We start from the raw sequence: 26,019 nt of genomic DNA on the forward strand, positions 1-26,019 counted from the left end.
CTGCGAAGGTGGTACTTGCGTGAGGCTGACCATTCTGGGCGGCGGCGGATTCCGTGTCCCGCTCGTGTACGGGGCACTCCTCGGGGACCGGGCCGAGGGCCGTGTCACCCGGGTCGTGCTGCACGACCTGGACGGGGGCCGGCTCGCCGCCGTGGCCCGAGTCCTCGCCGAGCAGGCGGCCGGGCACCCGGACGCACCGGAGGTGACCGTCACCACCGACCTCGACGAGGCCCTGCGCGGCGCCGACTTCGTCTTCTCCGCGATCCGCGTCGGCGGCCTCGACGGGCGCGCCGCGGACGAGCGGGTCGCTCTGGCCCAGGGCGTCCTCGGCCAGGAGACGGTCGGCGCCGGCGGCATCGCGTACGGCCTGCGTACGGTGCCCGTCGCCGTGGACATCGCGCGGCGCGTGGCCCGGCTCGCGCCCGACGCCTGGGTCATCAACTTCACCAATCCGGCCGGGCTGGTCACCGAAGCCATGTCCCGTCACCTCGGCGACCGCGTGATCGGCATCTGCGACTCCCCGGTCGGCCTCGGGCGCCGGATCGCCAAGGTCCTCGGCGCGCACCCGGGCGAGGCGTGGATCGACTACGTCGGGCTCAACCACCTCGGCTGGGTGCGCGGCCTGCGCGTCGCCGGCAGGGACGAACTCCCGCGTCTGCTCGCCGACCCCGATCTGCTCGGCTCCTTCGAGGAGGGCCGGCTCTTCGGCCCGCAGTGGCTCCAGTCCCTCGGCGCGGTCCCCAACGAATACCTGCACTACTACTACTTCAACCGGGAGACCGTCCGCGCCTACCAGCGGGCCGAGAAGACGCGCGGCGCGTTCCTGCGCGACCAGCAGGCCGGTTTCTACGAGGAGATGGGGCGCCCCGACGCGGCGGCCCTGACCGCCTGGGAACGCACCCGGGCCGAGCGCGAGGCGACGTACATGGCGGAGAACCGGGACGCCTCCGGTGCCGGGGAACGCGAGGAGGACGACCTCTCCGGCGGTTACGAGAAGGTGGCGCTCGCGCTGATGCGGGCCATCGCCCGTGACGAACGCACGACCCTGATCCTCAACGTGCGCAACCGGGGCACGCTGAGCGTCCTCGACGCCGAGGCCGTCATCGAGGTTCCGTGTCTGGTGGACGCCAACGGCGCGCACCCCGTCGCCGTCGACCCGCTGCCGGGCCACGCCACCGGACTGGTGTGCGCGGTCAAGGCGGTGGAGCGCGAGGTGCTCTCCGCGGCCGAGTCGGGTTCCCGTAGGACCGCTGTGAAGGCCTTCGCCCTGCACCCGCTCGTCGACTCCGTGAACGTGGCACACGCGTTGCTCGACGGCTACACGGCCGTGCACCCGGGTCTCGCCTATCTGGCGTAGGACTCCGGCGACGGACGACAACGGACCCGCGAACAGGCTGAGATGGGCCGCCCGGATCTACCGGGCGGCCCACCGTGTTCCCTTGTCCCGTCGTCGTCAGCCCGTGAAGCCGGCCGTGATCGACGTGAACTGCCAGGTGCTCTGGCTGATGCCGGAGCAGTTGCTCACCACGCCGCCGCCGGGGCAGGACCGGTCGCGGTTGACCGCCCAGTAGGCGAGCCGGGCGATGTGGTGACCGTTCGCCCAGTCACGGATCGAGGTCCAGATTGCCGGGGTGGTGTTCTCCTGCTGGTCGGACAGGCCGTTCATGCCCGAGATGCCGATGTGGGAGTAGGCCGTCGCGTCGTCCCAGCCGAAGGTCGACTTCAGCTTGGTCTTCAGTCCCTCGGCGGCGTTGACCGTGTTGCCGTACATGTCGGAGCCGCCGCCGAAGTCGAACGGCATGATGGTGAAGACGTCGATGTTGGCGTTCAGGGACTGCGCCTGCTCGATGAGCCGGTTGCCGTAGTAGGTCGGGCCGGTCGTCGAGGTGCCGAAGGTGACGATCGTCTTCAGGCCGGGGTTGTTGGCCTTGACGGTCTTCAGCGCGGTCAGGATCCGGGCCTGCACGGCCTCGTTCTCGAACTCGTCGGTGTTCTCGATGTCCATGTCGATCGCCTTGAGGCTGTAGGCGTCGATCACCTTCTGCAGAGCACCGGCGAGCGCGCTCGCCGACGAGCAGTTGGCGCCGAGCTTGCTGCCCTGCCAGCCACCGAACGACGGGACGATGTCACCGCCCGCGGAACGGATCTGGTTGATCGCCGTCTGGTCGACACCGCCGGTCAGTGCCCGGCTGCCGTCCCAGGCCGGGTTGCAGCCACCGGAGTCGAGCACGAACGCCATCGTGAACCACTTGATCCCGGTCGCGCTCATCACCGTGGTCGGGTTCGGGGGGTCGCCCCAGCCCTCGTACAGATAGGGAGCTGCCTGCTTGAAGCCGGTGCCGCCCCCGCCGCCCGCGTCCGTGGTGACGCTCACGGAGTTGGAGGCTCCGGAGGTGTTCCCGGCCGCGTCCCGCGCCTTGACGGTGAACGAGTACGCGGTGCTCGCGGACAGTCCGCTGACCGTGGCACTCGTGCCCGACACACTGAGCAGCTTGTTGGAGCCGCTGTAGATGTCGTACGCGCTGACGCCGACGTTGTCGCTCGACGCGCTCCACGACAGGGACACGCTGGAGGACGTCTTGCCCGTGGACTTCAGGCCGGTGGGCGCGGTCGGCGCCTGGGTGTCGCTGCCGCCGCCACCGCCGCCGGGGCCGTCGAGGCTGACGTCGTCGGCGTAGTAGGTGCCCTGCGCGTACCAGCCGTGGACGTAGATCTTGGCGCTGGTCTGCGAGGCGCCGGTGGTGAAGGACACGGTGAGCTGGCTGTAGGCCGACGGGGAGGTCGTCCAGGTCGAGGCACCGCCGTCCACACCGAGGTAGACGTAGCTGCCGCGCACCCAGCCGGAGAGGCTGTACGTCGTGTTCGGCTGGACCGAGACGGTCTGGGTGCACTGTGCGTTGTCGCTCGAACTCGCCGCCCCCGCAAGGGCTTTGGAGCCGCCGTGCACGGGGCTGGAGACGATCGAGCCCAGGTTGCCGGAGCAGGACCAGGGGGAGAGGCTGCCGGTCTCGAATCCCGGGTTGGACAGGATGTTGGCCGCCTCGGCCGTGCCCGGCAGGGCGACCGCGCCGGCGAGGGCCAGCGCGGCGGTGCCGAGCAGGGCGAGGAAACGGTGTCTGGAACGTCTGAGCATGGTCATGCGCACGCGATCTCCCTGGGGATATGGGGGTGTTCGGGAGTGCAGAGAGGTGCGCAACCAAGTTGGTATGGACCAATCCCGCTGTCAAGACACTGCGCGGGAATTGGTCCAGACCGGTAAAGGGGGTGGATGGCCCAAAATCTGTGGGCCTGGCCCTAGGCCGGCGCGATCGCGGGCGTGGCGGCGGTGGTGGCCTGGGTGGGAACGGCGGAGGCGGTCGCCTCGGCCGGGGCGGACGGCGCGGACACCGGCTCCATGGCCTGCGCCGGCATCGCGGACAGGGTGGGCACGCCTGGGTCGTTCCGCTGCGCGGGCAGCGACACCGGACGCACCGGCCGCGGCCCGGCGACCACCGTGTAGTCCGGTCCGAGGAACGGCGGGTTCAGCTCGCCCGACTCCTCACCCAGCGCCAACTGCACAGCTGCCCAAGGGGCGTTGACCCCGCACTGGGCGGTCTGGTGCAGCCCGCCGGCCGGACGGGTGTTCACGTCCATCAGCACCGGCTCGTCGCCGTACATGCGGAACTGGATGTTGGACAGATAGTGCAGTCCGAACGCCTCGGCGAGCAGCCGGGCGGGCCCGGTCCACGCGTCGTCGAGCGTGAATCCGCGGCGCCGGCCGTTCTTCGTGCGCCCGATGGCCATACGGACCCGGCCGTCCGGCCCGGTGAGGCAGTCCACCGACACCTCCGGCTGTCCGAGGTGCGGCATCACCAGCCAGTCGACGGGCTCCTCGGCCGTGTGCAGCGCCTCCACCACCAGGTCCAGGGGCACGTACGCGCTCGGGAAGCCGTTGAGGTGCTTGAGCGAGAACGGGGAACGGGTGATCACCCGGAAGCCCACCCCGCCCGCGCCCGCCGCCGGCTTGAAGCAGGCGCGCTCACCCGCGGCCTCCAACTCCTCGACCGCCGCGACCAGTTCCTCGGCCGTGCGCACCCGCCACCACGGAGGGACGGGAACACCCACGGCCTCCACGGCCTGGTACGCGACGACCTTGTCGTGGAAGACCGCGACCGCCTCCGCCGGCGGCGCCAGCAGCGCCGTACCGAGCGCCGCGAACTCCGCGCGCTGCGCCACGATCGCGTCCTGGTGCAGGACCGGCACGAACACGTCGATGGAACGGCGTGCGCACATGTCGAGGGCGTACTCGACGTAGGCACGCGGAGACAGGCCCTCGGGCTCCGGCTCGGCGGTGTCGGCGGCGGCCAGGACGGGCGAGTCGGCGTCGCCGTGGGTGGCGTGGATCTCGACCGCGCGGTGCTGCGGATTATTTCGCAGCTGGTCCATGAAGAACACGTTCTCCGCGTACGTGCGGTTGAGCCAGACGCGTACGCGAGAGCCCATGCAAGCCACCATTCGGGGTTCGCGGGCACGGCGGAGCGGGCCGGGCCCGGCCAGGGGTAGGGGAGGTACACCGAGCCGTCGCACGCCAAAGCAGATTCGGGCGGTGGTGTTGGGGCGATCATAAGGGGCGCGGGACCCCGATGCTGCTACAGGGATGTTACGGATTCGGCGGCCCGCCCGAGCGGGCCTCCTTGTCCGTCGGCGGGAGCGTGTGCTGTTGTGTTGGCATTCGCTTTCTACGGGGGTGGCGCGTGCGGCCGACAGACGGCGATGCGGGAAACCTGCTGGCCATCAGCGACCTGCACATCGGCTACCCCGAGAACCGCGCCCTCGTCGAGAACATGCGTCCCGAGACGGATCAGGACTGGCTCCTGGTGGCCGGTGACATCGGGGAGATCGTCGAGGACATCCGGTGGACCCTCCGGACGCTCGCCGACCGCTTCCGGAAGGTCGTCTGGGTGCCGGGCAACCACGAGCTGTGGACCCATCCCAAGGATCCCGTCCAGCTCCGCGGAGTGGCCCGCTACGAGCATCTGGTCGCCCTGTGCCGGGAGTTGGGCGTCATCACCCCCGAGGACCCCTACCCCGTCTGGAACGGGCCGGGCGGCCCCGCCGTCGTCGCGCCGCTCTTCCTGCTCTACGACTACTCCTTCCTGCCGCAGGGCTGTGCCACCAAGGCGGAGGGACTCACGTACGCCGAGGGGACCGGCATCGTGTGCACGGACGAGTACCTGCTGCACCCCGACCCGTATCCGAGCCGCGAGGAGTGGTGCCGGGCCCGGGTGGCCGAGACCGGACGCAGACTCGCCGCGGTCCCCGAGGGGCTGCCGGTCGTCCCGGTCAACCACTACCCCCTGGACCGTCACCCGATGGACGTCCTGTGGCACCCCGAGTTCGCCATGTGGTGCGGCACGGCGGCGACCGCGGACTGGCACCGCAGGTTCCGTATCGAGACCATGGTCTACGGACATCTGCACATCCCCCGGACCACCTGGCACGAGGGTGTCCGGTTCGAAGAGGTGTCGGTGGGTTATCCGCGAGAATGGCGTAAGCGACCGGGACCGCCGGGCACGCTGCGCCGCATTCTGCCGATGGAGGTCAAAGCCGGTGATGGAGGAGCTGCTTCCGGAGTCGGTGGTGGCCGTGGAGAGCCACGGTGACGATCCGGCCGGGGACGCGAGTCTGTACCCCGAGGAACTGGCGGTCCTGACCCGCGCCGTCAACAAGCGGCGCCGCGAGTTCGCCGTCGTGCGCGTGTGCGCCCGGCGCGCCATGGAGAAGCTGGGTGTGGCCCCGGGGCCCGTGCTGCCGGGCGAGCGCGGCGCCCCGCGGTGGCCGGCGGGCGTCATCGGCAGCATGACGCACTGCGAGGGCTACGGCGCGGCCGCGCTCGCCCGCGCCGGCGATCTCGCCTCCCTCGGCATCGACGCCGAACCCCACCTGGCACTCCCCGACGACGTCCTGGAAGCCGTCGCCCTGCCCGGTGAGTCGGACCGTCTGGACCGGCTCGGCGCCCGCGTGCCCGCCGTCCACTGGGACCGGCTGCTGTTCAGCGCCAAGGAGTCGGTCTACAAGGCGTGGTTCCCGCTCACCGGCAAGTGGCTGGACTTCTCCGGGGCGGACATCGACATCTCCCTCGACCGGGCTCCCGTCACGGAGGGCCTCTCGGGAGACCTGAGGGCCCAACTCCTCGTCCCGGGGCCTGTGGTGGACGGTCTCGCCGTCCAGACCTTCACCGGCCGCTGGACGGTGCGGGGCGGTCTGGTCGCGACGGCGGTCACGGTCCCGCACACCGGGCCGGGCCCCGCGTCGGGGTCCGGCGCCTGACCGTACGCCGCCACCCCGGCACGGTCCCGGCGCCGACCGCGCGCGGTCAGCCCGGTTCCGGGCACCAAGCGTGCAGGAGTTCGAAGAACGCGTCCTCGTTGCCCGCGAGGCCCGCCGCCTTCAGGGCCCGTTCCGTCTCGGCGAGCACGGCGGGCGGGACCATGGGTGGCCGGCCTCCGTCCGGCGGGCCGTCGAACGCCGCCCGTACCGTGTGGAGGAGGCGGAGGTAGGCCTGCACGGCGGCGCGTTCGTGGTCGGTCAGTACGGCGGTCGGCATCGGACGGCTCTCCCTGGTCGGCTTGTCGTGACACTGGTCCTGACCCCAGCTTGCCGTCCGCCACTGACAATCCGGTTTCGGTCCGCGGAGGTTCGCCCGCTTAGCGGAGGCGAAACCTCACGGAAACGCCTGGTGGAACAGGGCCCCTACGCTGGACGGAAGAGCGGGGGCCGCCCACCGGACGGCCTCGCAAGCCGCCACCCGGCGGCTCGGGAGCCGCCTTCGCGGCGGCCTGCGAACGGGAGGTTCGGCCCGTGGTCGACGTACAGCCCAGGCAGCCGCGGCGCACCGCGCGGCTGCGTTCGGTCGGTGACGGAGAACTGCGTCTTCGGCACCGCCTCGTGCACGGCTATCGGCGCGCCTACCGGATGGCGGGACAGGGCCCTGCGCTCGTCCTGATCCACGGCATAGGCGACTCCTCGGCGACCTGGGCGGAGCTGATCCCCGACCTCGCCCGCAGACACACCGTGATCGCGCCCGACCTGCTCGGGCACGGCGCCTCCGACAAACCGCGCGCCGACTACTCGGTGGCCGCCTACGCCAACGGCGTCCGCGATCTGCTCGCCACGCTCGACATCGAGTCCGCCACCCTGGTCGGGCATTCCCTGGGCGGGGGAGTGGCCATGCAGTTCGCCTACCAGTTCCCCGAGCGCACCGAGCGGCTGATCCTGGTCAGCGCGGGCGGTGTGGGCGGCGAGGTCAACCCCGTCCTGCGTGCCGTCTCGCTGCCCGGAGCCCATCTGCTGCTCTCCACGCTGCGCCTGCCCGGCATGCGGCTGAACGTGGGTCTCTTTCTGCGTCTGATGCGTCTGCTCGACGCCGATCTGGCCCAGGACGCACCGTCGTTGCTGAACCTCGTGGACGCGCTGCCCGACGCGACCTCCCGCAGCGCGTTCATCCGGACCCTGCGGGCCGTGGTCGACTGGCGCGGTCAGGCGGTCACGATGCTCGACCGCTGCTATCTCACCGAGGGCATGCCCACCATGCTGCTCTGGGGGGACCGGGACAGCGTGGTACCGGTGCGGCACGCCCACGGGGCGCACGCGGCCATGCCGGGCAGCCGCCTGGAGATCTTCGAGGGAGCGGGCCACTTCCCCTTCCACAGCGATCCGGCGCGCTTCCTCGCCCTGGTCGAGGAGTTCACGGCCACCACCGGTCCGGCCGACTGGAGCCGCGAGCACTGGAGGGAGCTGCTGCGTGCCGGGCGCCCGGGCACGGCGGCGGGGCAGCCGGACACCGTCCGCAACCGCGAGCGGGAGCGGGACCTGCGCGAGGCGAGCGAACGCAGCGCGACCTGAGGACCCGAGGAAGGGACCGTGGACGGGCTCAGCCGGTTCGTTCGCGGGCGTCGCGCTCCGGCCCGGTCGTCGTCCGGCCCCGGACGGCCGCGACGACCGGCGAGTGGCGCAGCGCGTTCGACATGCGCACGAGGTCGCGCCGGCCGTCGGTGTGCGCGAACGTGGTTCCGGCCGCGGGCGGCGGGTCCGCCGTCTCGGCCGAGCTGATGACCCGGCCCTCCGGGTCCGCGGCCCTGGCCCGCACCGCCACGGTCACCATCGCCGCGTCCGCCTCGGCGTGTGCCTCGGCGGCCGAGGAGCCCGCCGCGACCGCGGCTCCGTACGCCCGGGAGCGCACCTCGGAGTCGAAGTAGGGGTAGAGGCTCAGCATGCCGTCATGGATGTCGGACTCCCGCTGGGTGACCTGGAGTTCGGCGGGCGACCACCAGGACATCCGCACCGCGCGGTCCTCCGGCACGGAGACCGGCTTCAGCTCGCGCCACAACGGCCCGAGCCGGCGATAGGTCGACCAGGTGTTCCAGCTGTCCTCGATACGCCGCCAGGCGAGGGGGAGACAGAAGCCGACGGCGGTGATCTGGGCCCCGGCCGAGGCGAGCAGGGGGGCCACATTGGTGCTGAGGCCGTCCAGGTCCGTGTCGTTCCAGCGGGCGACCACCGCGGTGAACTTGGCAGCGGAGTAAGGGATGTTGCACAGCGACCCGAAAGCGATGATCACGAGTCCGGCGCGCAGCCGGCCACGGACCTGGATCGCCCAGCGCCAGCACATGATGTTCATCGCGACACCGGCGACGGTGAGCGACGCGAGATAGAGGACGATCATCTCGCGGATGAAGGGGGTGTTGGCGTAGTACGTGTCGAGGTCGCGCAGCCGCTCGACGGAGGCGTCCCCGAGGGCGAACAGGGCGATCAGCGCCACGCCGACCACGGTGTACCCGAAGGTCCAGCGGCGGGAGAGCCGCCGGGTCACCTCGGGCGGTCCGCCGCGCCAGTTGATGATCAGTACCAGGCACGAGGCGCTGTAGGCGCTCAGCAGGCAGTAGACGAGGGGGGCCGAGACGTTCGGTATCCCGGTGACGTCGTTGACCGCGGCGATGGTCGGCGGGGCCGCGAAGAGGAACACCAGGCCGGCGAGGGCGAGGAGCACGCCGACGGAACGCAGCAGCGGGTCGCGCCAGCCGCGCAGCAGTGAGGGCCCTTTGAACGCGATCGCCGCGCCCATGGCGACGGCCGGGATGTAGTAGCTCGATCCGTCCATGACCCCGGGACCTTCAGCCTCGCGGCCCGCGACAGCCCAGGGAGGCCTCGATGCGGCCGGCCAGACCGTGCCGCTGCACCGGTCCGCGCAGTGAGGAACCGGCCAGCCAGGTACGGCACTTGCTGGCGAGCAGAAGGCCGAAGCTCTCGGCCTCCTGTTCGTCGGCGAGGTCGAAGCGGGTGCGCGCGGCCACTCTGAGGACGGTGGCCTGGAGGTCGGCCCCGTCGCTCAGTAAGCGCGCCGCGACGGCAGCGCCGTCGACGTGATGGCTGCAGTGCCCGGCCTTCATGTGCCACAGCTCGTGGCCGAGGATGACCAACTGGTGGTCGGGCGCGGTGCGTTCCTCGATGACGACCAGGTCCTGTTCGGCCATGTCGAGCCACAGTCCGCTGGCGGTGCCGGGCGGGAACGCGGCCGTACGGAACTGGACGGGACGGCCGCGGCGCCGGCTCATCGCGCCGCACAGCGCGGTGTAGAGGTCGGCGGGTGCCGCCGGTGCGGGGAGCGAGAGCTCCGAGACCAGCTCGCCGCACAGGCGGCGCATTTCCCTTCCGATGCCCACTGATCTCCCCCGGCTCACGACTCTGGCCGTTTGACGCTCTCCAGGAGCATGTCCAGCCATTCCGCGACCTTGTCCCGGTGCTGGTCGGTGGGCAACTGCGCGGCCCGCCAGGCGATTCCGCGGACGCCGTGGTCCAGGAGCAGCCGTTCGAGCGGATCGTGGGCGACGGAGGCGGCGGCGCGTTCGCGGTCGGCGAGCCGTTGCAGGAGTTCCTGTTCCGACCGCTGGAGGGCGCCCACGAGCGCTTCGGAGTCCTCGGCCGTGAGGAATCCGGCGTGCACCCGGAAGAAGCGCTGGATCGCGTCGCAGTGCTCCATGGTGGGGCGCCGGTCTCCGTTGATGAGGGCGCCCGCCTGCTGGCGCGACATACCGGCGCCGTCCGCTATCTCCTGCTGCGTGTAGCGGCGGCCGTTGGGCTTGAGCCGGGTGCGGCGCAGCAGGTCCAGGCGTTGCAGGAAGCGCGCCTGAAGGTCGGGTTCGCCGGCTGGGCGGCCGCCCAGCAGGGCCTTCGCCACGGGTTCGGGGACACCGGACTCGGCCGACAGCCGCCGTACGTCGAAGACTTCGGCGTGCGGCACGCCGAGCCGGTCGGCGAGTGCGGTGACCCTGGCCACGACGGCCTGCAGCAGAACCGTCGCCGTGGCGCACGGAACCTCGAAGCCATCCGTCACCGACAGATCTCCTACGTCTCTCTCAGGTGGCTCTCACGAAGTTCGGGAACCATGTGGACACGAGGGTCAGGAACCATCCCGACGGCAAGGCCGGGGGCCAACCGGAGCCTAGCCGGTCGCTCGAACTCACATCCAGGTCTCGCCACAACTGTGGCGAGATTCAGCCGTCAACAAGCGCCAAATGCCACGATAGTTGACACGCCTGTCCCCGGGGCAGCAGGATCGGGGCGCCGCGTGAAGGCCGCAGAGGCAAGAGGGGTGACCTCCCGATGGCGTACCAGGCAGGAAGGCAGCGGTCCCAGCCGCGACCTGTCCCCGAGAGTCTCGAAGCGCAGGCGTACCTTCAGGACTACGCCACGCTCCTCGAGGCCGTGCCCTTCCCCTCTTTCGTCTTCGACGACCGCTGGGACGTCGTGCTGTCCAACGTCGCCTTCGAGACACTTTTCGACGGCGTCGGCGCGCATCCGACCGCCATGCCGGGCGACAACTTCCTGCGCTTCGTCCTCTTTCACCCGGACGCGGGATCGATTCTCGGTGAGCACGAGTCGAGTTGGTGTCTGCCGATGCTCGCGCACTTCGCCGCGGCGGTGGAGCGCAACGGCCAGGACCGCGGACTCCAGGCGATCCGCCGCGACATCGCCGCCGACCCGATCATGGACGCCGCCTATCGGCACGGTCTGCCGCACTGGATCGAGGCGGTCGGCCCGCGCGGGGTCGAGCACGACGGCGCCGTGCGCCCGCTCGTCCACCCCGATCCCCGCTGGGGCGCCACGGACTGCCGGATCGTCGACGAGACCCCCAAGGCCCTTCAGCGGATCGGCTATTCGCGGATGACCCTGGTGCTGCGCGAGGCGGTCCGGCCGGTCACCGGCGGACCGCGCAGGACACGCAAGACGCGCAATGGAGCGGCGGAGCTTCGCGCCGTGTGACGCGCGTAGCCGGAGCGCCTCCGCGCCTCGCCCGGATGACGCCGACGCCCTGCGGGGCGCGCGGGCGACCCGCGGCGGCGACCGTTCAGCAGGCCGGCATCACGAGGACGAGGGGCACGCCGTCGCAGGGCACGAGCCGCAGGTCCCCGTGGCGCGTGCTCCGCGCCGCCGCCAGCACGGCCGCGAAGTCCGGTCCCTTGGTGAGCGATCCGGCCAGATGGGCGGGGTCCGCGGAGGCGGCCACCCGGCCCCGCGCGTTCACCAGGTAGGCGGCCCCGGGCAGCCGTTGCAGGAGCGGGACGACCGCGGCCTCGAAGTGCCGCAGATACACGTCGGCCGCGGCGACCCCCACGAACCGGCCCTCCACGTGGACCGGCGCGGACAGGGTCAGGCTGTACTCGTCGGAGCAGAGGTAGTCGACGTAGGGACCGGCGACCGCGCGCTGCCCCGTGTCGCGGGGGAGGGCGAACCAGTCCCAGTGCGTGTAGTCCGAGTACGCGGAGCGCGCCGGATCGAGGTCGAGCAGCAGCGGCCGTACGCCACCGTCGGAGTCCTGCTGCCACCACTCCAGCCACGCCGGTACGTCACCGAGCAGCCCCGGCGCCGCCACGAAGCCGGCGCCCGACACCAACTCCTCGCGGGTCAGCCGCAGATGCAGTCCCGGGCGCAGGGCCGCCAGATCCACCGTCGCCGGGCGGCGGCGCTCGGCGGCGACGCGGGAGAGCAGCGCGGTCGTCTGGTCCCGGGTCTCGGCGACCGCGGCGAAGACGGCCTCCAGAGTGCCGCGGACCCGCGCGGCGACGGCCGCCTCGGGCGCGTCAAGCGTCGCCGTCGCGCCGGCCCGGCCGGGGCTCCTGCTCATGGGTGCCCTCCAGGGGACGCCTGCCTGAAGCGGCGCGCGGCATCGCGAGGCGGAGGGTGATGAGCCGCGACGTCGAGTCCTGCACGCACCGCTCGGCCAGTGCTCTGGCCGAATCGTGGGCCCCATCTTGCACGGCCGAGATTACGGAGCGGTGACGGTCGGTGACTTCTTCACAATATTCGTCGTCCCCGAGCACGAGGCACAGCAGCGCGCCCACCTCCGTCTGGAGCACGACCTGTTCCCGGGTCAGCCGGGCGGACTGCGCCGCCGCGGCGAGCTCGACGTGGAAGCGGCCGTAGACGCGGCTGCGGGCGGCGCCGTCCTCGGCGGACGCCAGGTCGTCCAGGGTGCGCCACAGTGCCTTGAGGTCGTCCGGTTCGGTGCGCTGCGCCGCGAGCCGGGCAGCCGCTCCGGACACGGCCGCCCAGTGGTCGCCCAGGTCACGCAGTTCCTCGGTGCTCCAGTCGGCCAGCCGCGCCAACAGCCTTTCCTGACCCGGCACTTCGGGCAGTGACACGAAGCTGCCGCCACCGCGCCCGCGCCGGGTGGTGACCAGTCCCTGCTGCCGCAGGGCCATGAGGGCCTCGCGCAGGGTGACCGTGGACACGCCGAGCTGGCCGGCCAGCTCCATTTCTCCCGGCAGCTGCTCGCCGTCGGCGAGCAGGCCGAGCTCGATGGCGTCGCCGATCCGGTGTACGACCGTCTCGACGCGCGCGCGGTTGTCCACGGGAGTGAAGACGGCTCTGCGAACGCCGTCGCCCCTGTGTTGCTTCACGGTCACCACCTTGTGCGTTGACTCAACCTTTACTCTAAAGGGGTCTTGAAGTTTGAACTATGGCTTCATATCTTTCCGGTCAGTGTTGCAAACGTACCTCCGCACCAGAAAGGTTCCCCGCCCATGGAGGCAAAGGCGATCCGGCTCCAGGGCCTGCGAAAGGCGTTCGGTGACACGACCGCCGTGTCCGGAGTCGATCTGGAGATAGCCGACGGCGAGTTCTTCTCGATGCTCGGCCCGTCCGGCTCGGGCAAGACGACCGTGCTGCGGATGATCGCCGGATTCGAGAGCCCGACCGAGGGCCGGATCGAGCTGGCGGGCCAGGAGGTCACCGGCCTCGCCCCCTTCGAACGGGACGTGCACACCGTCTTCCAGGACTACGCCCTGTTCCCGCACATGACCGTCGAGGAGAACGTCGCCTACAGCCTCAAGGTCCGCAAGGTACCCAGGGCGGAGCGCCTGGTCCGGGCCCGCAAGGCGCTCGCCGACGTACGCCTGGAAGGGTTCGGCAGGCGCCGCCCGGGTCAGCTCTCCGGGGGCCAGCGCCAGCGCGTCGCCCTCGCCAGGGCACTGGTCGGCCGCCCCCGTGTCCTGCTGCTCGACGAACCGCTCGGCGCCCTCGACCTCAAGCTGCGCGAGCAGATGCAGGTCGAACTCAAGGCGATCCAGCGCGAGGTCGGCATCACCTTCGTGTTCGTCACCCACGACCAGGAGGAGGCCCTGACGATGAGCGACCGCGTCGCCGTCTTCAACCAGGGCCGCGTCGAACAGGTCGGCACCCCCGCCGAGATCTACGAACGCCCCGCCACCGCCTTCGTCGCGGGCTTCGTCGGCACCTCCAACCTGCTCGACGGCCAGTCGGCGCTGCAGGTCGTCGGCGCCCCGGGCACGTACAGCATCCGGCCGGAGAAGATCCGGGTCCTCAAGGAGCCGGCCGAGACCGGCACGCTTGCGGAGCCGGACCACTCCTCGGCCACCGGAACCGTCGCCGAGGTCGTCTATCTGGGCGACGCCACGCGCTTCCTGGTGGACCTCGACGCGGGCGGCCGCCTCACCGCGCTCCAGCAGAACCTGGAGACCTCCTCCGAGGACGTCGCCGCCCTGCGCGGCACCCGGGTCCGGCTCCAGTGGCACCGCCGCCACACCTTCCAGGTCCCCGACCCCAGCTGACTCCCCGCTCAGTCCCCCGTCACGTATGGAGTACGCCGTGCGCCTCACCCCAACCCTCAAGGCCGCCGCCGCTGTCGCGGTGCTCCTCGCGGCCACCGCCTGCGGATCGTCCGGCACGGGCTCCTCCGCGTCCACCGGCTTCAACCCGCCCGACCTCAAGGAACAGTCGAAGCTCGGCAAGGCCGAGGGGCAGGTCAACCTGATCGCCTGGGCCGGTTATGTCGAGGACGGCTCCAACGACCCCGAGGTCGACTGGGTCAGCGACTTCGAGAAGCAGACCGGCTGCCAGGTCAACTCCAAGGTGGCCGCCAGCTCCGACGAGATGGTCAAGCTGATGAAGACCGGGCAGTACGACGCGGTCTCCGCCTCCGGGGACGCCTCCCTGCGCCTCATCGCCTCGGGCGACGCGGCCCCGGTCAACACCGGCCTCGTACCGAACTACAAGGACGTCTTCAGCGGCCTGAAGAAGGGTGCCTGGAACTCCGTCGACGGACAGATGTACGGCATCCCGCACGGCCGGGGCGCCAACCTCCTGATGTACAACACCCAGAAGGTCAGCCCCGCCCCCGACTCCTGGTCCGCGGTCTTCGACGACGCCTCGGCGAACAAGGGCCACGTCACCGCGTACGACTCGCCGATCTACATAGCCGACGCGGCGCTCTACCTGAAGTCGGCCAGGCCCGAGCTGAAGATCAAGGACCCCTACGCGCTCGACCAGAAGCAGTTCGACGCGTCCGTCGCGCTGCTGAAGAAGCAGAACGTGAACGTGGGGGAGTACTGGAGCGACTACCTCAAGGAGATCTCCGCCTTCAAGAGCGGCGACTCCGTGGTCGGCACCACCTGGCAGGTCATCGCCAACCTCGCGGCCGGCGAGGGCGCCAAGATCAAGGCCGTCGTGCCCAAGGAGGGCTCCACCGGCTGGTCCGACACCTGGATGATCTCCGCCAAGGCCAAGCACCCCAGCTGCGCCTACCGGTGGATGGACTGGATCATCTCGCCGAAGGTGAACGCCCAGGTCGCCGAGTACTTCGGTGAGGCGCCCGCCAACGCCCAGGCGTGCGGGTACACCAGCGACAAGGCCTTCTGCGACACCTTCCACGCCACGGACGAGAGCTACTGGAAGAACATCGCGTTCTGGAACACGCCCATCGAGCAGTGCCTCGACGGCCGCACCGACGTCAAGTGCGTCCCGTACGCGAAGTGGGTCCAGGCCTGGACCGAGATCAAGGGCTGATCGAGCGATGACCACCACCGCGCAGGCCGCCGGACGCTCCCCCGTCCGGCGGCTCGCCGGGACCCTGCACCGGCGCCCCCGGCTGCGGCTGTCCCTGCTGCTGACCGCACCCCTGCTCTGGCTGGCGGTGCTCTATCTCGGCTCGCTGGCCGTGCTGTTCGTCTCGGCGTTCTGGACGACGAACTCCTTCACCTCCGAGGTCGTGAAGGTCTGGTCGGGCGACAACTTCCACCAGCTGTTCACCCTGCCCGTGTACCGGCAGGTGATCCTGCGCAGCATCGGCATCGCCCTCGCGGTCACCGTCCTGTGCGCGGTGATCGCCTTCCCGGTCGCCTTCTACACCGCGCGCGTCGCCAGGCCCGCCCGGCGCCCGCTGCTCGTCGTCGCCATCCTCACGCCGCTGTGGGCCAGTTACCTCGTCAAGGTGTACGCCTGGCGGCTGATCCTCTCCCAAGACGGCCTCGCCGACTGGATGCTGAAGCCCTTCGGACTGAGCGGGCCCGGGTACGGACAGGTCGCGGCGATCATCGCTCTCACCTACCTCTGGCTGCCGTACATGATCCTTCCGATCCACACCGCGCTGGAGCAACTGCCCGCCAACCTGCTCGACGCGTCGGCGGACCTGGGCGCCGGAGCCGCCCGCACCTTCCGGTCCGTGGTGCTGCCGATGGTCCTGCCGTCCGTGGCCGCCGGCTCGGTCTTCACCTTCTCGCTCAGCCTCGGCGACTACATCACCGTGCAGATCGTCGGCGGCAAGACCCAGCTCATCGGCAATGTCGTCTACTCCAACATCGAACTGAACCTGCCCATGGCCGCCGCGCTCGGCACGGTCCCCGTCGTGGTCATCGTGGTGTACCTGCTCGCGATGCGCCGCACGGGCGCCCTGAGCAGTCTCTGAGGAGCCCGCTGTGCAACTCTCCCGTCCCGCGCGTATCGCGCTGCGCGCCGCCGCCGGGCTCGGCTTCGCGTTCATCTACGTGCCCCTCGCGCTCGTTCTCGTCAACTCCTTCAACCGGGACCGCAGCGCGAGCTGGCCGCCGTCCGGGCTCACCGTCCACTGGTGGACGGTCGCCTGGGAGAACGAGGGGGCCCGCTCGGCGCTGTGGGTCTCGGTCAAGGCCGGCCTCGGGGCCACCGCCATCGCGCTGGTCCTGGGCACGCTGATCGCCTTCGCGGTCGCCCGGTACCGCTTCTTCGGCCGGGACACGATCTCGTTCGTGGTCGTCCTGCCGATCGCGCTGCCCGGCATCGTCACGGGCATCGCCCTCAACTCGGCGTTCAGCACGGTGCTCGAACCGCTCGGCGTCGGCCTCGGCATGTTCACCGTGATCGTCGGCCACGCGACCTTCTGCATCGTCGTCGTCTTCAACAACGTGGTCGCGCGGCTGCGCCGTACGTCCGGCACGTACGAGGAGGCCGCGATGGATCTGGGCGCGGACACCTTCCGGGCCTTCCTGGACGTGACCTTCCCGCTGGTGCGCTCGGCGCTGCTGGCCGGCGGACTGCTCGCCTTCGCGCTGTCCTTCGACGAGATCGTCGTGACGACGTTCACGGCCGGGCCCGGCATCGAGACCCTGCCGATCTGGATCTTCAACAACATGACCCGGCCCCAGCAGGCCCCCGTCGTCAACGTCGTGGCGGCGGTGCTCGTCCTGCTCTCCGTGATTCCGATCTACGTGGCCCAGCGGCTGTCCGCGGACACGGCCACCGACAGCAGAATCTGACGGTGTCGACGAACTGCCCCAGGCAGAGCACCGGTTGACGCCGACGAGGGGCCGGAGTCCGCGTGCGGCGGACGTCGGCCCCTCACCGGCGCTTCGGGACGCAGGCTCTCAACGCCTGGTGGTGCTGTTGAACAGCGAGCGCGACCAGACGTAGCCGACCAGGCTGATGCCGGCACACCAGGCGAGCGCGATCCAGCCGTTGTCACCGATCGCCGAACCGGAGAGCAGACCGCGCAGCGTCTCGGTCATCGGTGTGAAGGGCTGGTTCTCGGCGAACCAGCGAAGGCCCGGGGACATCGAGTCGGCCGGCACGAACGCGGAGCCGAGGAACGGCAGGAACTGGACCAGCAGCGGCTTGTTGCTCGCGGACTCGACGGTCCTGGAGACCAGGCCGAGCGCCGCCGACAGCCACGTCACCGCGAACGCGATGGCCACGAGGAGACCGGCGGCGGCGAGCCATTCGAGGGGGCTCGCGTCCGAACGGAAGCCGATGGCGAGCGCGAAGCCCACGACCAGGGCCATGCTCACCATCGTCTGGATGACGCTGCCGATGACATGGCCCGTCATGAACGACGAACGAGTGATGTTCATGGTGCGGAAGCGGTTGATGATGCCTTGCGTCATGTCCGAACAGACCGCGATCGAGGTCGACATGGCCCCGGCCGCCACACCCATGATGATGATGCCGGGCGTCAGGTATTCCAGATAGGCGTCCCGGCCGCCGCCCATTCCGGCGCCGATCGAGTCACCGAAGGCGTACACGAACAGCACCAGCATCAGGATCGGCATCATGGCGGCGCCGAGCGACACACTCGGATAGCGGATCGCGTGCTTGAGGTTGCGCCGCAGCATCGTCATCGAGTCGTGCACGGCGTAGGTGAGGGTGCTCATCGCAGGGTCTCCTTGACGTGAAGCGGGCTGCTGGTGCCGGTCCGGGTGGCGCCGCCGGTCAGGGTGAGGAACACGTCGTCCAGGTCGGGGGTGTGCACGGAGAAGTCGGCGGCCCGGACACCGGCGGTGTCCAGCCGGTCGAGCAGGACGCGCAGCGCGTCGAGCCCACCGTCGCCCGCCACGCGCAGCGCGAGGTCCTCGTCGTCGCGGGCCGCGTCGGGGAAGGCCTCGGCCGCGCGCTCGTACTCGCCGGGCCGGGCGAAACGCAGCCGGACGTGGCTTCCGGGGATCCGCGCCTTGAGTTCGCCGGCGGTGCCCTCGGCGACGATCCGGCCGCCGTCGAGCACGGCGATCCGGTCGGCCAACTGGTCGGCCTCCTCCAGATATTGGGTCGTGAGGAACACGGTGGTGCCGCCCGCGACCAGCGAGCGCACCGTGTCCCACATCGTGCGGCGGCTGCGCGGATCGAGACCGGTCGTGGGCTCGTCCAGGAAGATCACCTGGGGTTCGCCGACCAGGGTCATGGCGAGGTCGAGCCGGCGCCGCATGCCGCCGGAGAAGGTCGCGGCCCGCTTGTCGGCGACGTCCGCGATGTCGAACCGCTGGAGCAGCTCCCTGGCGCGGAACCGTCCTTCGCGCCTGCCGAGACGCAGCAGGTCGGCCACGAGAAGCAGGTTCTCCTCGGCGGTGAGCAGATCGTCGAGCGCCGAGAACTGCCCGGTGACACCGATCGCGGAGCGCACCCCGTCGGGTGAGTCGGTGAGGTCGTGGCCCGCGACCTGGGCCCGCCCGCCGTCGGCGGCGATGAGCGTGGACAGGATCTGCACGGTGGTGGTCTTTCCGGCGCCGTTCGGTCCGAGCAGCGCGAAGACGGAGCCGGCCGGGATACGCAGATCGATCCCGTCGAGCACGGTCTTGTCGCCGTACGCCTTGCGCAGACCGACGGCGGAGACGGCGGCGGGCGGCTGCGGACCGCCGTCCCGACCGGAGTTAGGAATAGGCATGGGCATGACAGAAAAAGACATGGAGCTCTCCGTTCGAAGGCCGGGTGAGTCAGGCACTGGAGGGGAGCGGAGGTGCTGAGGGCGTGGGGCGGGGGAGCGGCGGTGGTGAGCCCGTGAGGCGGGGGAGCTCAGGACTTGGCGCGCAGGATGTCGATGTTGCCCCAGTTGGTCCGCGCGCGGACCGTGACCGTGCCCTCGGTCTCCTCCGGAGCCTCGGCCGAGGCGAGCATGTTGCGTACCTGACCACGGTTGGAACTTACGTCGAGCCAGGCGGCGACGCCCCGGCGGACGCCGACCTCGATGGATCCGTTGGAGGTCTCCAACTGGATGTCACCGCCGACGACTTCGGCGACACGAAGGTGTCCGTTGGTCGTGGTGCCGGCGACCGACGCCTCGGCGCGCGCGATGTCGATGCCACCGTTGGTACCGCTCGCCCGCAGCTCGCCGGTCACCGTGCCGACGGTCGTGGTGCCGTGCGCGTTCTTCAGGACGGCGGGTCCGACGACCGTGCCGACGCGCACGTTGCCGGTGCTGCTGGTGATCTCGGCCATGCCCTCGACGCGGTCCACGGTGATCAGGCCGTGCGACGCCGTCAGATTCAGCGGGCCGGTGGTGTCGAGGCGCACGTCTCCGGCCGAGGTCTTCACGCGGACCTCGCCGAACCGGCCCTCGGCCAGCACCTGGGTCCAGGAACAGGTCATGTCGAGCCGCGAGCCGGTGGGAAGGCCGACCGTCACATCGACGGCACCGCTGGAGCCGATCAGATGACGCTGCTTCGTCCTGACCGTCAGGGAGCCGCCCGCGTACACGACCTCGGTCTGCTCGGCGGCCCGTACGTCCCTGTCCTTCTTCGGGTCGAGGGGCCGCACCTCGACGACCGTGTCCGGGCGGTCCGCGGCGGTGAGACGGATGGCGCCGGCGGTCACCTCGGCGGTGACCGAGATGGGTTCGGGGGTGTCGAAAGAAGGCATGGCTGTACCGTCCTCGTGGGTCCTTGGGTCGTCCCCGCAGGTGGGACGTGGTGGGTGGGTGACGTGGTGCGGGCGCGGGGGCGGCTAGCGCACCCAGCCCGTGAAGCTCTGTCCGATGGTGCGGCTCTTGCCCGTCGGGCGCGGCCGGGTTCCGCCGTCGACCGCGGCCGACACGGCCCGCACGAGCCACGCGTTGACCGACAGGCCCTCATGGCTCGCGGCCTCCTCGGCGCGCGTCTTGAGATGGGCGGGCAGGCGCAGATTGACGCGGGCGGTGCCGCCCTCGTCGCCGTCGGCGGGCAGCGGTGCCCTGAACGGTTCGACGGGTGCCTCCGCCGCTTCCCTGGTGTCACCGTAGGAAGGCGGCGGTGTCACCACGAAGTCGGGGTCCAGTCCCCGCAGCCGTACGTCGACCGAGCCGGGAGCCAGCTCGCGGGTGATCTCGTCCATCGCGGCGGAGAGCACGTTGAGCAGGGTCAGACGCGTCGCCGACTCCAGCGGAGCGGTGAGGCGCTCGGCCAGCTGACGGGCTTCTTCCCCGCCGGCCTCGGCGGCCACCGCGAGTTCCTGGCGCAAGGTGTCGACATACGGAGTGAGGTCCATGACGACATGGTGGCACCACTATGGCGCCACGCGCAAGCGTGAACGGCTCCCGGCGTCGGGTCATTCTGTAGATTGCCCCTCTGAACTGCGGAAATACTGAGGGAGGTGTTCGGGGTGCGGTGGTGCCACGGGGGTCCGTGTGTCAAGGGAGGGTGCAGTGTGGCGCCGGGTGGTGCCAATTTGTGTCAGGTGCGCCGGGGGGTGGTGTCGAGTGGTGCCGGGTGGCGTCGAACGGCGCCAGGCGATGCCAGGCGATGTCCGGTGAAGCCGATTTCGCCGCAGCCCGTCCCTGTCCCCGTCCCTGCCTCGGTCCGGTCCCCGTCGTCGCCGTCCGCGTCCCGTCCTCGCCTTCGGATCGGGCCCGTTCCTTGTGTCGGACTCCGGGACCGGCGCGGCAATATGTGACATGGTACTGATGTGAGTCAGCCTGTTACCTGCGATGTCGTGATCGTCGGAGCCGGAATGGTGGGCGCCGCCTGTGCCCTGTACGCGGCTCGTGAGGGCCTCGACGTCGCCGTGGTGGACCGTGGCCCGGTGGCCGGCGGCACGACCGGCGCGGGTGAGGGGAATCTGCTCGTCTCCGACAAGGAACCCGGACCCGAGCTCGACCTCGCCCTGCTCTCCGGGCGTCTGTGGGCCGACCTCGCCGAGGAGCACGCCAAGGCGATCGAGTACGAGGCCAAGGGGGGCGTCGTCGTGGCGTCCACGCCCGAGGACCTGGCCGCGCTGGAGACGTTCGCAGCCGGCCAGCGAACGGCGGGTGTGCGGGCCGAACCCGTCGCCGCCGACCAACTGCACGATCTGGAGCCGTACTTGGCCCCGGGGCTCGCGGGCGCCGTGCGCTATCCCCAGGACACCCAGGTGATGCCCGCCCTCGCGGCCGCGCATCTCCTCCGGGCGTCGGGGGCCCGGCTGCTGACCGGGCGCACCGTGACCGAGGTGCTGCGCGCGAGGGACGGCTCGGTCCGGGGAGTGCGCACCGACCGGGGTGACGTGCACGCGCCCGCCGTCGTCAACGCGGCCGGCACCTGGGGCGCCGAACTGGCCTCGCTCGCGGGCGTCACGCTTCCCGTCCTGCCCCGCCGGGGATTCGTCCTCGTCACCGAGCCCCTGCCGCGCCGGGTGCGCCACAAGGTGTACGCCGCGGACTATGTCGCCGACGTCGCCAGTGACTCGGCCGCCCTCCAGACCTCGCCCGTCGTGGAGGGGACCGCGGCCGGCCCGATCCTGATCGGGGCGAGCCGGGAACGGGTCGGCTTCGACCGGTCGTTCTCGCTGCCGGTGGTACGGGAACTGGCCGCGGGCGCCGTTCGGCTCTTCCCGTTCCTCTCGCAGGTGCGCGCCCTGCGGACCTACCTCGGATTCCGGCCCTACCTGCCCGACCATCTGCCCGCCATCGGCCCCGACCCGCGGGCCCCCGGGCTCTACCACGCCTGCGGTCACGAAGGGGCGGGCATCGGGCTGTCCACCGGGACCGGACAGCTCCTCGCGCGGCTCCTGGCGGGCAAGGCACCCGGCCTCGACCTCACGCCGTTCCGGCCCGACCGCTTTCCCGAGGAGGCCGTGTGAACCCGCTTTCCCGAGGACGCCGTGCGACCCCCCTGGATCTCGTACGGGCCGAACCCGGCCCCGCCTTCACCGTCACCCTGGACGGCCGGGCCGTCGAGGTGCTGCCCGGCCGGACGGTCGCCGCCGCGCTGTGGTCCGAAGGCATCACCGCGTGGCGCAGCACCCGTGACGAGGGCCGGCCCCGCGGGGTCTTCTGCGGCATCGGCGTCTGCTTCGACTGCCTCGTCACCGTCAACGACCGCCCCAACCAACGGGCCTGTCTGGTCACGTTGGCGCCAGGCGACACGATCCGCACCCAGGAAGGAACCGGCCACGATGACTGACGGACCCCACCGCCTCGCGGTGATCGGCGCGGGCCCGGCCGGTCTCGCCGCCTCCCTGGCCGCGGCGGCCCGCGGCATCCACGTCACGCTGATCGACTCGGCCACATCCGCGGGCGGACAGTTCTACCGCCGGCCCGCGAGCGGCCTGGGCGCCCGGCGGCCCCGCGCGCTGCACCATCGGTGGCGCACGTGGCGGCGGCTGGAACAGGGGCTCGCCGGACACCTGGAAGCGGGCACGGTCGAGTTCCTGGCGGACCATCATGTCTGGCTGGTCGAAAGGACCGGGGCGAGCACCGGCACACGGCCGGGATTCACCGTCCACGCTCTCGTCGGCCCGCTCCAGGAGCGCCCGGTCGGTGTGCGTGCCGACGCCGTGGTCCTCGCCGCCGGCGGGTACGAGAAGGTGCTGCCCTTCCCCGGCTGGACCCTGCCCGGAGTGGTGACCGCGGGCGGGGCCCAGGCCATGCTCAAGGGCGGTCTCGTCGTGCCGGGGAGAAGAGTGGTCGTCGCGGGAAGCGGGCCGCTGCTGCTGCCCGTGGCGACCGGACTGGCCGGCGCGGGGGCCGAGGTCGCCGCGCTCGTGGAGTCCCTCGATCCGAGAAGGCTGCCGCGCGCTGCCGGGGCGCTGGCGGCCGAGCCGGGCAAGGTCGCCGAGGCGGTCCTGTACGCGGCCCGCCTCCTGCGCCACCGTGTTCCGTTCCTCCCCCGGCACACCGTCGTGGAAGCCCATGGCGCGGCGCGGCTCGAAGCCGTCACCGTCGCCGCGCTCGGCCCGGACGGGCGCGTACGGCCCGGAACCGGGCGCCGCATCCCGTGCGACACGCTCGCCGTCGGCCACGGGATGCTCCCGCACACGGATCTCGCCGGAGCGCTCGGCTGCCGTATCGACGGGGCGAGGGTCGACGTGGACGACGAGCAGCGCACCGACGTCCCCGGCGTCTGGGCCGCCGGGGAGACCACGGGGATCGGCGGTGCCGTGCTCTCCCTGGCCGAGGGGCATCTCGCGGGCCGGTCGGTGGCCGCCCGGCTGCGCGGCACCGGACCCGATCCGCGCTCGGCCGCCAAAGCCGTCAGGGTCCGGGCGAGGGCGCGCTCGTTCTCCGCCGCCCTCGACGCCGTGTACACGCCGCCCGCCCACTGGACGGACCAGGTCACCGACGACACCGTCGTGTGCCGCTGCGAGGAGGTCACCGCCGGCCGCGTCCGCGAGGCCGCCGGCCTCGGCGCGGGCGACGTACGGACGGTCAAGCTGTTCACCCGCGCCGGAATGGGATGGTGCCAGGGCCGGATCTGCGAACCCGCCGTCGCCGGACTGGTCGGCTGCGAACAGACGCCCGCGCGAAGGCTGTTGGCCCGTCCGGTACCGCTCGGCGTACTCGCCCGGGCCGGTTCGGACGACGACGACCCGCCACCCGGCACGAGTTCGCCCCCGGAGCCCGGCCGCACCTCACCGCCCCTCGACCGGCAGTGAGAAGTCACCCGCTCTTGATCACATCCTTTGGTCACACCCTTGATCGCACCCCATGGAGAGGGATGAGCAGCTCATGACCGTCACCCCCGACAGCCGGCGCCCCTGGCGTGGTGTCCTCGTCGCCACCGCGCTCCCGCTGAACGACGACCTCGGCGTCGACCACGGCCGGTACGCCGAACACTGCGCCTGGCTCGTCGAGAACGGCTGCGACGGCGTCGTACCGAACGGTTCGCTCGGCGAGTACCAGGTGCTCACGCCCGAGGAGCGCGCCAAGGTCGTCGAGACCGCCGTCGCCGCGGTCGGCGGGGCCCGGGTGATGCCCGGCGTCGCCGCGTACGGCTCCGCGGAGGCGCGTCGCTGGGCCGAGCAGGCCAGGGACGCGGGCTGCGGCGCCGTGATGCTGCTGCCGCCCAACGCCTATCGCGCGGACGACCGTTCGGTCCTCGCCCACTACGAGGAGGTCTCCCGGGCGGGCATCCCGGTCGTCGCGTACAACAACCCGATCGACACCAAGGTCGACCTGGTGCCCGAACTCCTCGCGAAGCTGCACGGCGCCGGTTTCGTCCAGGCGGTCAAGGAGTTCTCCGGCGATGTGCGCCGCGCCTACCGCATCGCCGAACTCGCTCCGGAACTCGACCTGTTGATCGGCGCCGACGACGTCCTGCTCGAACTCGCGGTGGCCGGGGCCAAGGGCTGGGTGGCCGGCTATCCGAACGCGCTGCCCCGGGCGAGCGTCGAGCTCTACCGCGCGGCCGTGGCCGGTGACCTCGACACGGCCGGCAAGCTCTACCGGCAGCTCCACCCGCTGCTGCGCTGGGACTCCCGGGTCGAGTTCGTCCAGGCCATCAAACGGTCCATGGACATCGTCGGCCGGTACGGCGGTCCGGTGCGGCCGCCGCGCGTCCCGCTGCTGCCCGAGCAGGAGGCCGCCGTGCGCCTGGCCACGGAGCGGGCCGTCGCCGCCGGTCTCGCCTGAGCCGGAACGGCCCCCGCCACCACCGTCCAGCCGTCCCGCCGACACGACTCAGGAGTCCCATGCGCAGCAAACTCGTCCTGCACGCCGTCGACTCGCACACCGAGGGCATGCCGACCCGGGTGATCACGGGCGGGATCGGCACGGTCCCGGGCGCGACCATGAACGAGCGGCGGCTGTACTTCCGTCAGCACCGCGACGACATCAAACAGCTCCTGATGAACGAGCCGCGCGGCCACCCGGCGATGAGCGGGGCCATCCTCCAGCCGTCCACCCGCCCGGACTGCGACTACGGAGTGATCTACATCGAGGTGTCGGGCTATCTGCCGATGTGCGGACACGGCACGATCGGTGTGGCGACCGTTCTGGTGGAGACGGGCATGGTCGAGGTCGTCGAGCCCGTCACCACGATCCGGCTCGACACCCCCGCGGGGCTCGTCGTCGCCGAGGTCGCCGTGGAGGACGGCGCGGCCCGGGAGGTCACGCTCAAGAACGTGCCGTCCTTCGCCGTCGGCCTCGACCGCGAGGCCACGCTCGCCGACGGGCGCACGGTGACGTACGACCTGGCCTACGGCGGGAACTTCTACGCGATCCTGCCGCTGGAACAGTTCGGCCTGCCCTTCGACCGCTCCCGCAAGGACGAGATCCTCGCGGCCGGGCTCGCGCTGATGGACGCGGTCAACGCCGAGGGCGAGCCCGTGCACCCCGAGGACCCGTCCATCCGCGGCTGCCACCACGTCCACCTGTACGCGCCCGGGGCGACGGCCCGCTTCTCGCGGCACGCGATGGCCATCCACCCCGGCTGGTTCGACCGCTCACCGTGCGGTACGGGCACCAGCGCGCGCATGGCCCAGCTGCACGCCTGCGGTGAACTCCCGCTGGACACCGAGTTCGTGAACGAGTCCTTCATCGGGACGCGGTTCACCGGGCGGCTGCTCGGCACCACCGAGGTCGCCGGAGTGCCCGCCGTGCTGCCCAGTTTCACGGGACGCGCCTGGATCACGGGCACCGCCCAGTACCTGCTCGACCCCTCGGACCCGTTCCCGGCCGGGTTCGTCCTGTGAGCGGCTCCGCGCCGGGGCGTAGATACTGGAGTTCCGAGTAGGACGTGACATGGCACAGGGCCGGTGCGGCGGGACGACGACGCG

The 26,019-nt window shown here is 71.2% G+C and carries 26 protein-coding genes; 14 read left to right on the forward strand and 12 right to left on the reverse strand.

Annotation, left to right across the window (positions count from 1 at the left end; all coding sequences use genetic code 11):
* Positions 1-19: 19 nt before the first annotated feature.
* Complete coding sequence (locus tag ACF07B_RS13265; protein ID WP_392179025.1) at positions 20-1,357, forward strand: 6-phospho-beta-glucosidase; 1,338 nt, start codon at positions 20-22, stop codon at positions 1,355-1,357.
* Between the two features lie 96 nt (positions 1,358-1,453).
* Here ACF07B_RS13265 and ACF07B_RS13270 read toward each other — a convergent pair whose 3' ends face one another.
* Together ACF07B_RS13270 and ACF07B_RS13275 are read right to left on the reverse strand one after the other, a co-directional pair.
* Positions 1,454-3,139, reverse strand: a complete 1,686-nt coding sequence (locus ACF07B_RS13270; protein WP_392179026.1) for a carbohydrate binding domain-containing protein — start codon at positions 3,137-3,139, stop codon at positions 1,454-1,456.
* A gap of 155 nt (positions 3,140-3,294) precedes the next feature.
* Positions 3,295-4,482 (reverse strand): ATP-grasp domain-containing protein, encoded by a 1,188-nt coding sequence (locus ACF07B_RS13275; protein ID WP_392179027.1) that lies wholly within the window; start codon positions 4,480-4,482, stop codon positions 3,295-3,297.
* Between the two features lie 251 nt (positions 4,483-4,733).
* Here ACF07B_RS13275 and ACF07B_RS13280 point away from each other — a divergent pair, with 251 nt between their 5' ends.
* Both ACF07B_RS13280 and ACF07B_RS13285 read left to right on the forward strand, forming a co-directional pair.
* Positions 4,734-5,642, forward strand: a complete 909-nt coding sequence (locus ACF07B_RS13280; RefSeq protein WP_392179028.1) for a metallophosphoesterase family protein — start codon at positions 4,734-4,736, stop codon at positions 5,640-5,642.
* Positions 5,590-6,309, forward strand: coding sequence for a 4'-phosphopantetheinyl transferase (locus ACF07B_RS13285; RefSeq protein ID WP_392179029.1), 720 nt, complete (start codon positions 5,590-5,592; stop codon positions 6,307-6,309). The genes ACF07B_RS13280 and ACF07B_RS13285 overlap by 53 nt, the downstream gene beginning before the upstream one ends.
* 46 nt (positions 6,310-6,355) lie before the next feature.
* Here the strand turns inward: ACF07B_RS13285 and ACF07B_RS13290 are convergent, their stop codons facing one another.
* Entirely contained in the window at positions 6,356-6,586 is a 231-nt protein-coding gene (locus tag ACF07B_RS13290) for a hypothetical protein (protein ID WP_362403706.1), read from the reverse strand.
* A gap of 254 nt (positions 6,587-6,840) precedes the next feature.
* On the opposite strand from ACF07B_RS13290, the gene ACF07B_RS13295 reads away from it, so the two are divergent.
* Positions 6,841-7,884 carry an alpha/beta hydrolase gene (locus ACF07B_RS13295; RefSeq protein ID WP_362403709.1) on the forward strand — a complete coding sequence of 348 codons (1,044 nt, stop codon included), beginning with the start codon at positions 6,841-6,843 and terminating at the stop codon, positions 7,882-7,884.
* 28 nt (positions 7,885-7,912) lie between these two features.
* Here ACF07B_RS13295 and ACF07B_RS13300 read toward each other — a convergent pair whose 3' ends face one another.
* Genes ACF07B_RS13300 through ACF07B_RS13310 form a run of 3 tightly spaced genes read right to left on the reverse strand, consistent with a single transcriptional unit; the run spans position 7,913 to position 10,372 of the window.
* Positions 7,913-9,139 carry an MAB_1171c family putative transporter gene (locus tag ACF07B_RS13300; RefSeq protein WP_392179030.1) on the reverse strand — a complete coding sequence of 409 codons (1,227 nt, stop codon included), beginning with the start codon at positions 9,137-9,139 and terminating at the stop codon, positions 7,913-7,915.
* 13 nt (positions 9,140-9,152) lie between these two features.
* Positions 9,153-9,683 (reverse strand): toxin-antitoxin system, toxin component, encoded by a 531-nt coding sequence (locus tag ACF07B_RS13305; protein WP_369482467.1) that lies wholly within the window; start codon positions 9,681-9,683, stop codon positions 9,153-9,155.
* 32 nt (positions 9,684-9,715) lie between these two features.
* Positions 9,716-10,372 carry a helix-turn-helix domain-containing protein gene (locus ACF07B_RS13310; RefSeq protein WP_369482468.1) on the reverse strand — a complete coding sequence of 219 codons (657 nt, stop codon included), beginning with the start codon at positions 10,370-10,372 and terminating at the stop codon, positions 9,716-9,718.
* A gap of 269 nt (positions 10,373-10,641) precedes the next feature.
* On the opposite strand from ACF07B_RS13310, the gene ACF07B_RS13315 reads away from it, so the two are divergent.
* Positions 10,642-11,301 carry a hypothetical protein gene (locus ACF07B_RS13315; protein WP_392179031.1) on the forward strand — a complete coding sequence of 220 codons (660 nt, stop codon included), beginning with the start codon at positions 10,642-10,644 and terminating at the stop codon, positions 11,299-11,301.
* An 85-nt stretch (positions 11,302-11,386) separates the two neighbouring features.
* Here the strand turns inward: ACF07B_RS13315 and ACF07B_RS13320 are convergent, their stop codons facing one another.
* On the reverse strand, positions 11,387-12,163 hold the full coding sequence (locus tag ACF07B_RS13320; protein ID WP_392179032.1) for a hypothetical protein: 777 nt from the start codon (positions 12,161-12,163) through the stop codon (positions 11,387-11,389).
* Entirely contained in the window at positions 12,120-12,938 is an 819-nt protein-coding gene (locus tag ACF07B_RS13325) for a FadR/GntR family transcriptional regulator (protein ID WP_369482471.1), read from the reverse strand. Before ACF07B_RS13325 ends, ACF07B_RS13320 begins: the two co-directional genes overlap by 44 nt.
* Before the next feature lie 123 nt (positions 12,939-13,061).
* On the opposite strand from ACF07B_RS13325, the gene ACF07B_RS13330 reads away from it, so the two are divergent.
* The 4 genes from ACF07B_RS13330 to ACF07B_RS13345 are packed head-to-tail and all read left to right on the forward strand — an operon-like array spanning position 13,062 to position 17,066.
* Positions 13,062-14,108 carry an ABC transporter ATP-binding protein gene (locus ACF07B_RS13330; RefSeq protein WP_392179033.1) on the forward strand — a complete coding sequence of 349 codons (1,047 nt, stop codon included), beginning with the start codon at positions 13,062-13,064 and terminating at the stop codon, positions 14,106-14,108.
* Between the two features lie 25 nt (positions 14,109-14,133).
* The gene (locus ACF07B_RS13335) at positions 14,134-15,342 is read left to right on the forward strand and encodes an ABC transporter substrate-binding protein (RefSeq protein ID WP_392179034.1); all 1,209 of its coding nucleotides are present in this window, start codon (positions 14,134-14,136) and stop codon (positions 15,340-15,342) included.
* A gap of 7 nt (positions 15,343-15,349) precedes the next feature.
* Positions 15,350-16,240 (forward strand): ABC transporter permease, encoded by an 891-nt coding sequence (locus ACF07B_RS13340; protein ID WP_392179035.1) that lies wholly within the window; start codon positions 15,350-15,352, stop codon positions 16,238-16,240.
* A 10-nt stretch (positions 16,241-16,250) separates the two neighbouring features.
* Positions 16,251-17,066 carry an ABC transporter permease gene (locus tag ACF07B_RS13345; RefSeq protein WP_392179036.1) on the forward strand — a complete coding sequence of 272 codons (816 nt, stop codon included), beginning with the start codon at positions 16,251-16,253 and terminating at the stop codon, positions 17,064-17,066.
* Positions 17,067-17,174: 108 nt separating this feature from the next.
* Here the strand turns inward: ACF07B_RS13345 and ACF07B_RS13350 are convergent, their stop codons facing one another.
* The 4 genes from ACF07B_RS13350 to ACF07B_RS13365 form a co-directional block, all read right to left on the reverse strand.
* Positions 17,175-17,957 carry an ABC transporter permease gene (locus tag ACF07B_RS13350; RefSeq protein WP_384234113.1) on the reverse strand — a complete coding sequence of 261 codons (783 nt, stop codon included), beginning with the start codon at positions 17,955-17,957 and terminating at the stop codon, positions 17,175-17,177.
* Entirely contained in the window at positions 17,954-18,967 is a 1,014-nt protein-coding gene (locus ACF07B_RS13355; RefSeq protein ID WP_392179204.1) for an ATP-binding cassette domain-containing protein, read from the reverse strand. The genes ACF07B_RS13350 and ACF07B_RS13355 overlap by 4 nt, the downstream gene beginning before the upstream one ends.
* A gap of 122 nt (positions 18,968-19,089) precedes the next feature.
* Positions 19,090-19,932, reverse strand: coding sequence for a DUF4097 domain-containing protein (locus ACF07B_RS13360; protein WP_369482477.1), 843 nt, complete (start codon positions 19,930-19,932; stop codon positions 19,090-19,092).
* An 84-nt stretch (positions 19,933-20,016) separates the two neighbouring features.
* The gene (locus ACF07B_RS13365; protein WP_392179037.1) at positions 20,017-20,535 is read right to left on the reverse strand and encodes a hypothetical protein; all 519 of its coding nucleotides are present in this window, start codon (positions 20,533-20,535) and stop codon (positions 20,017-20,019) included.
* A 417-nt stretch (positions 20,536-20,952) separates the two neighbouring features.
* Here ACF07B_RS13365 and ACF07B_RS13370 point away from each other — a divergent pair, with 417 nt between their 5' ends.
* The 5 genes from ACF07B_RS13370 (at position 20,953) to ACF07B_RS13390 (ending at position 25,935) form a co-directional block, all read left to right on the forward strand.
* Positions 20,953-22,104 (forward strand): NAD(P)/FAD-dependent oxidoreductase, encoded by a 1,152-nt coding sequence (locus ACF07B_RS13370; protein WP_392179038.1) that lies wholly within the window; start codon positions 20,953-20,955, stop codon positions 22,102-22,104.
* Complete coding sequence (locus tag ACF07B_RS13375; protein WP_392179039.1) at positions 22,101-22,427, forward strand: (2Fe-2S)-binding protein; 327 nt, start codon at positions 22,101-22,103, stop codon at positions 22,425-22,427. The genes ACF07B_RS13370 and ACF07B_RS13375 overlap by 4 nt, the downstream gene beginning before the upstream one ends.
* Complete coding sequence (locus ACF07B_RS13380) at positions 22,420-23,898, forward strand: FAD-dependent oxidoreductase (RefSeq protein ID WP_392179040.1); 1,479 nt, start codon at positions 22,420-22,422, stop codon at positions 23,896-23,898. The genes ACF07B_RS13375 and ACF07B_RS13380 overlap by 8 nt, the downstream gene beginning before the upstream one ends.
* A 73-nt stretch (positions 23,899-23,971) precedes the next feature.
* Positions 23,972-24,874: a dihydrodipicolinate synthase family protein gene (locus ACF07B_RS13385; protein WP_392179041.1), complete on the forward strand. Its 903-nt coding sequence runs from the start codon at positions 23,972-23,974 to the stop codon at positions 24,872-24,874.
* A gap of 59 nt (positions 24,875-24,933) precedes the next feature.
* Positions 24,934-25,935, forward strand: coding sequence for a proline racemase family protein (locus ACF07B_RS13390; protein ID WP_392179042.1), 1,002 nt, complete (start codon positions 24,934-24,936; stop codon positions 25,933-25,935).
* The last annotated feature ends 84 nt before the right edge of the window (positions 25,936-26,019 follow it).

The organism is Streptomyces sp. NPDC015532, assembly GCF_043078065.1.
Lineage (GTDB): Bacteria > Actinomycetota > Actinomycetes > Streptomycetales > Streptomycetaceae > Streptomyces.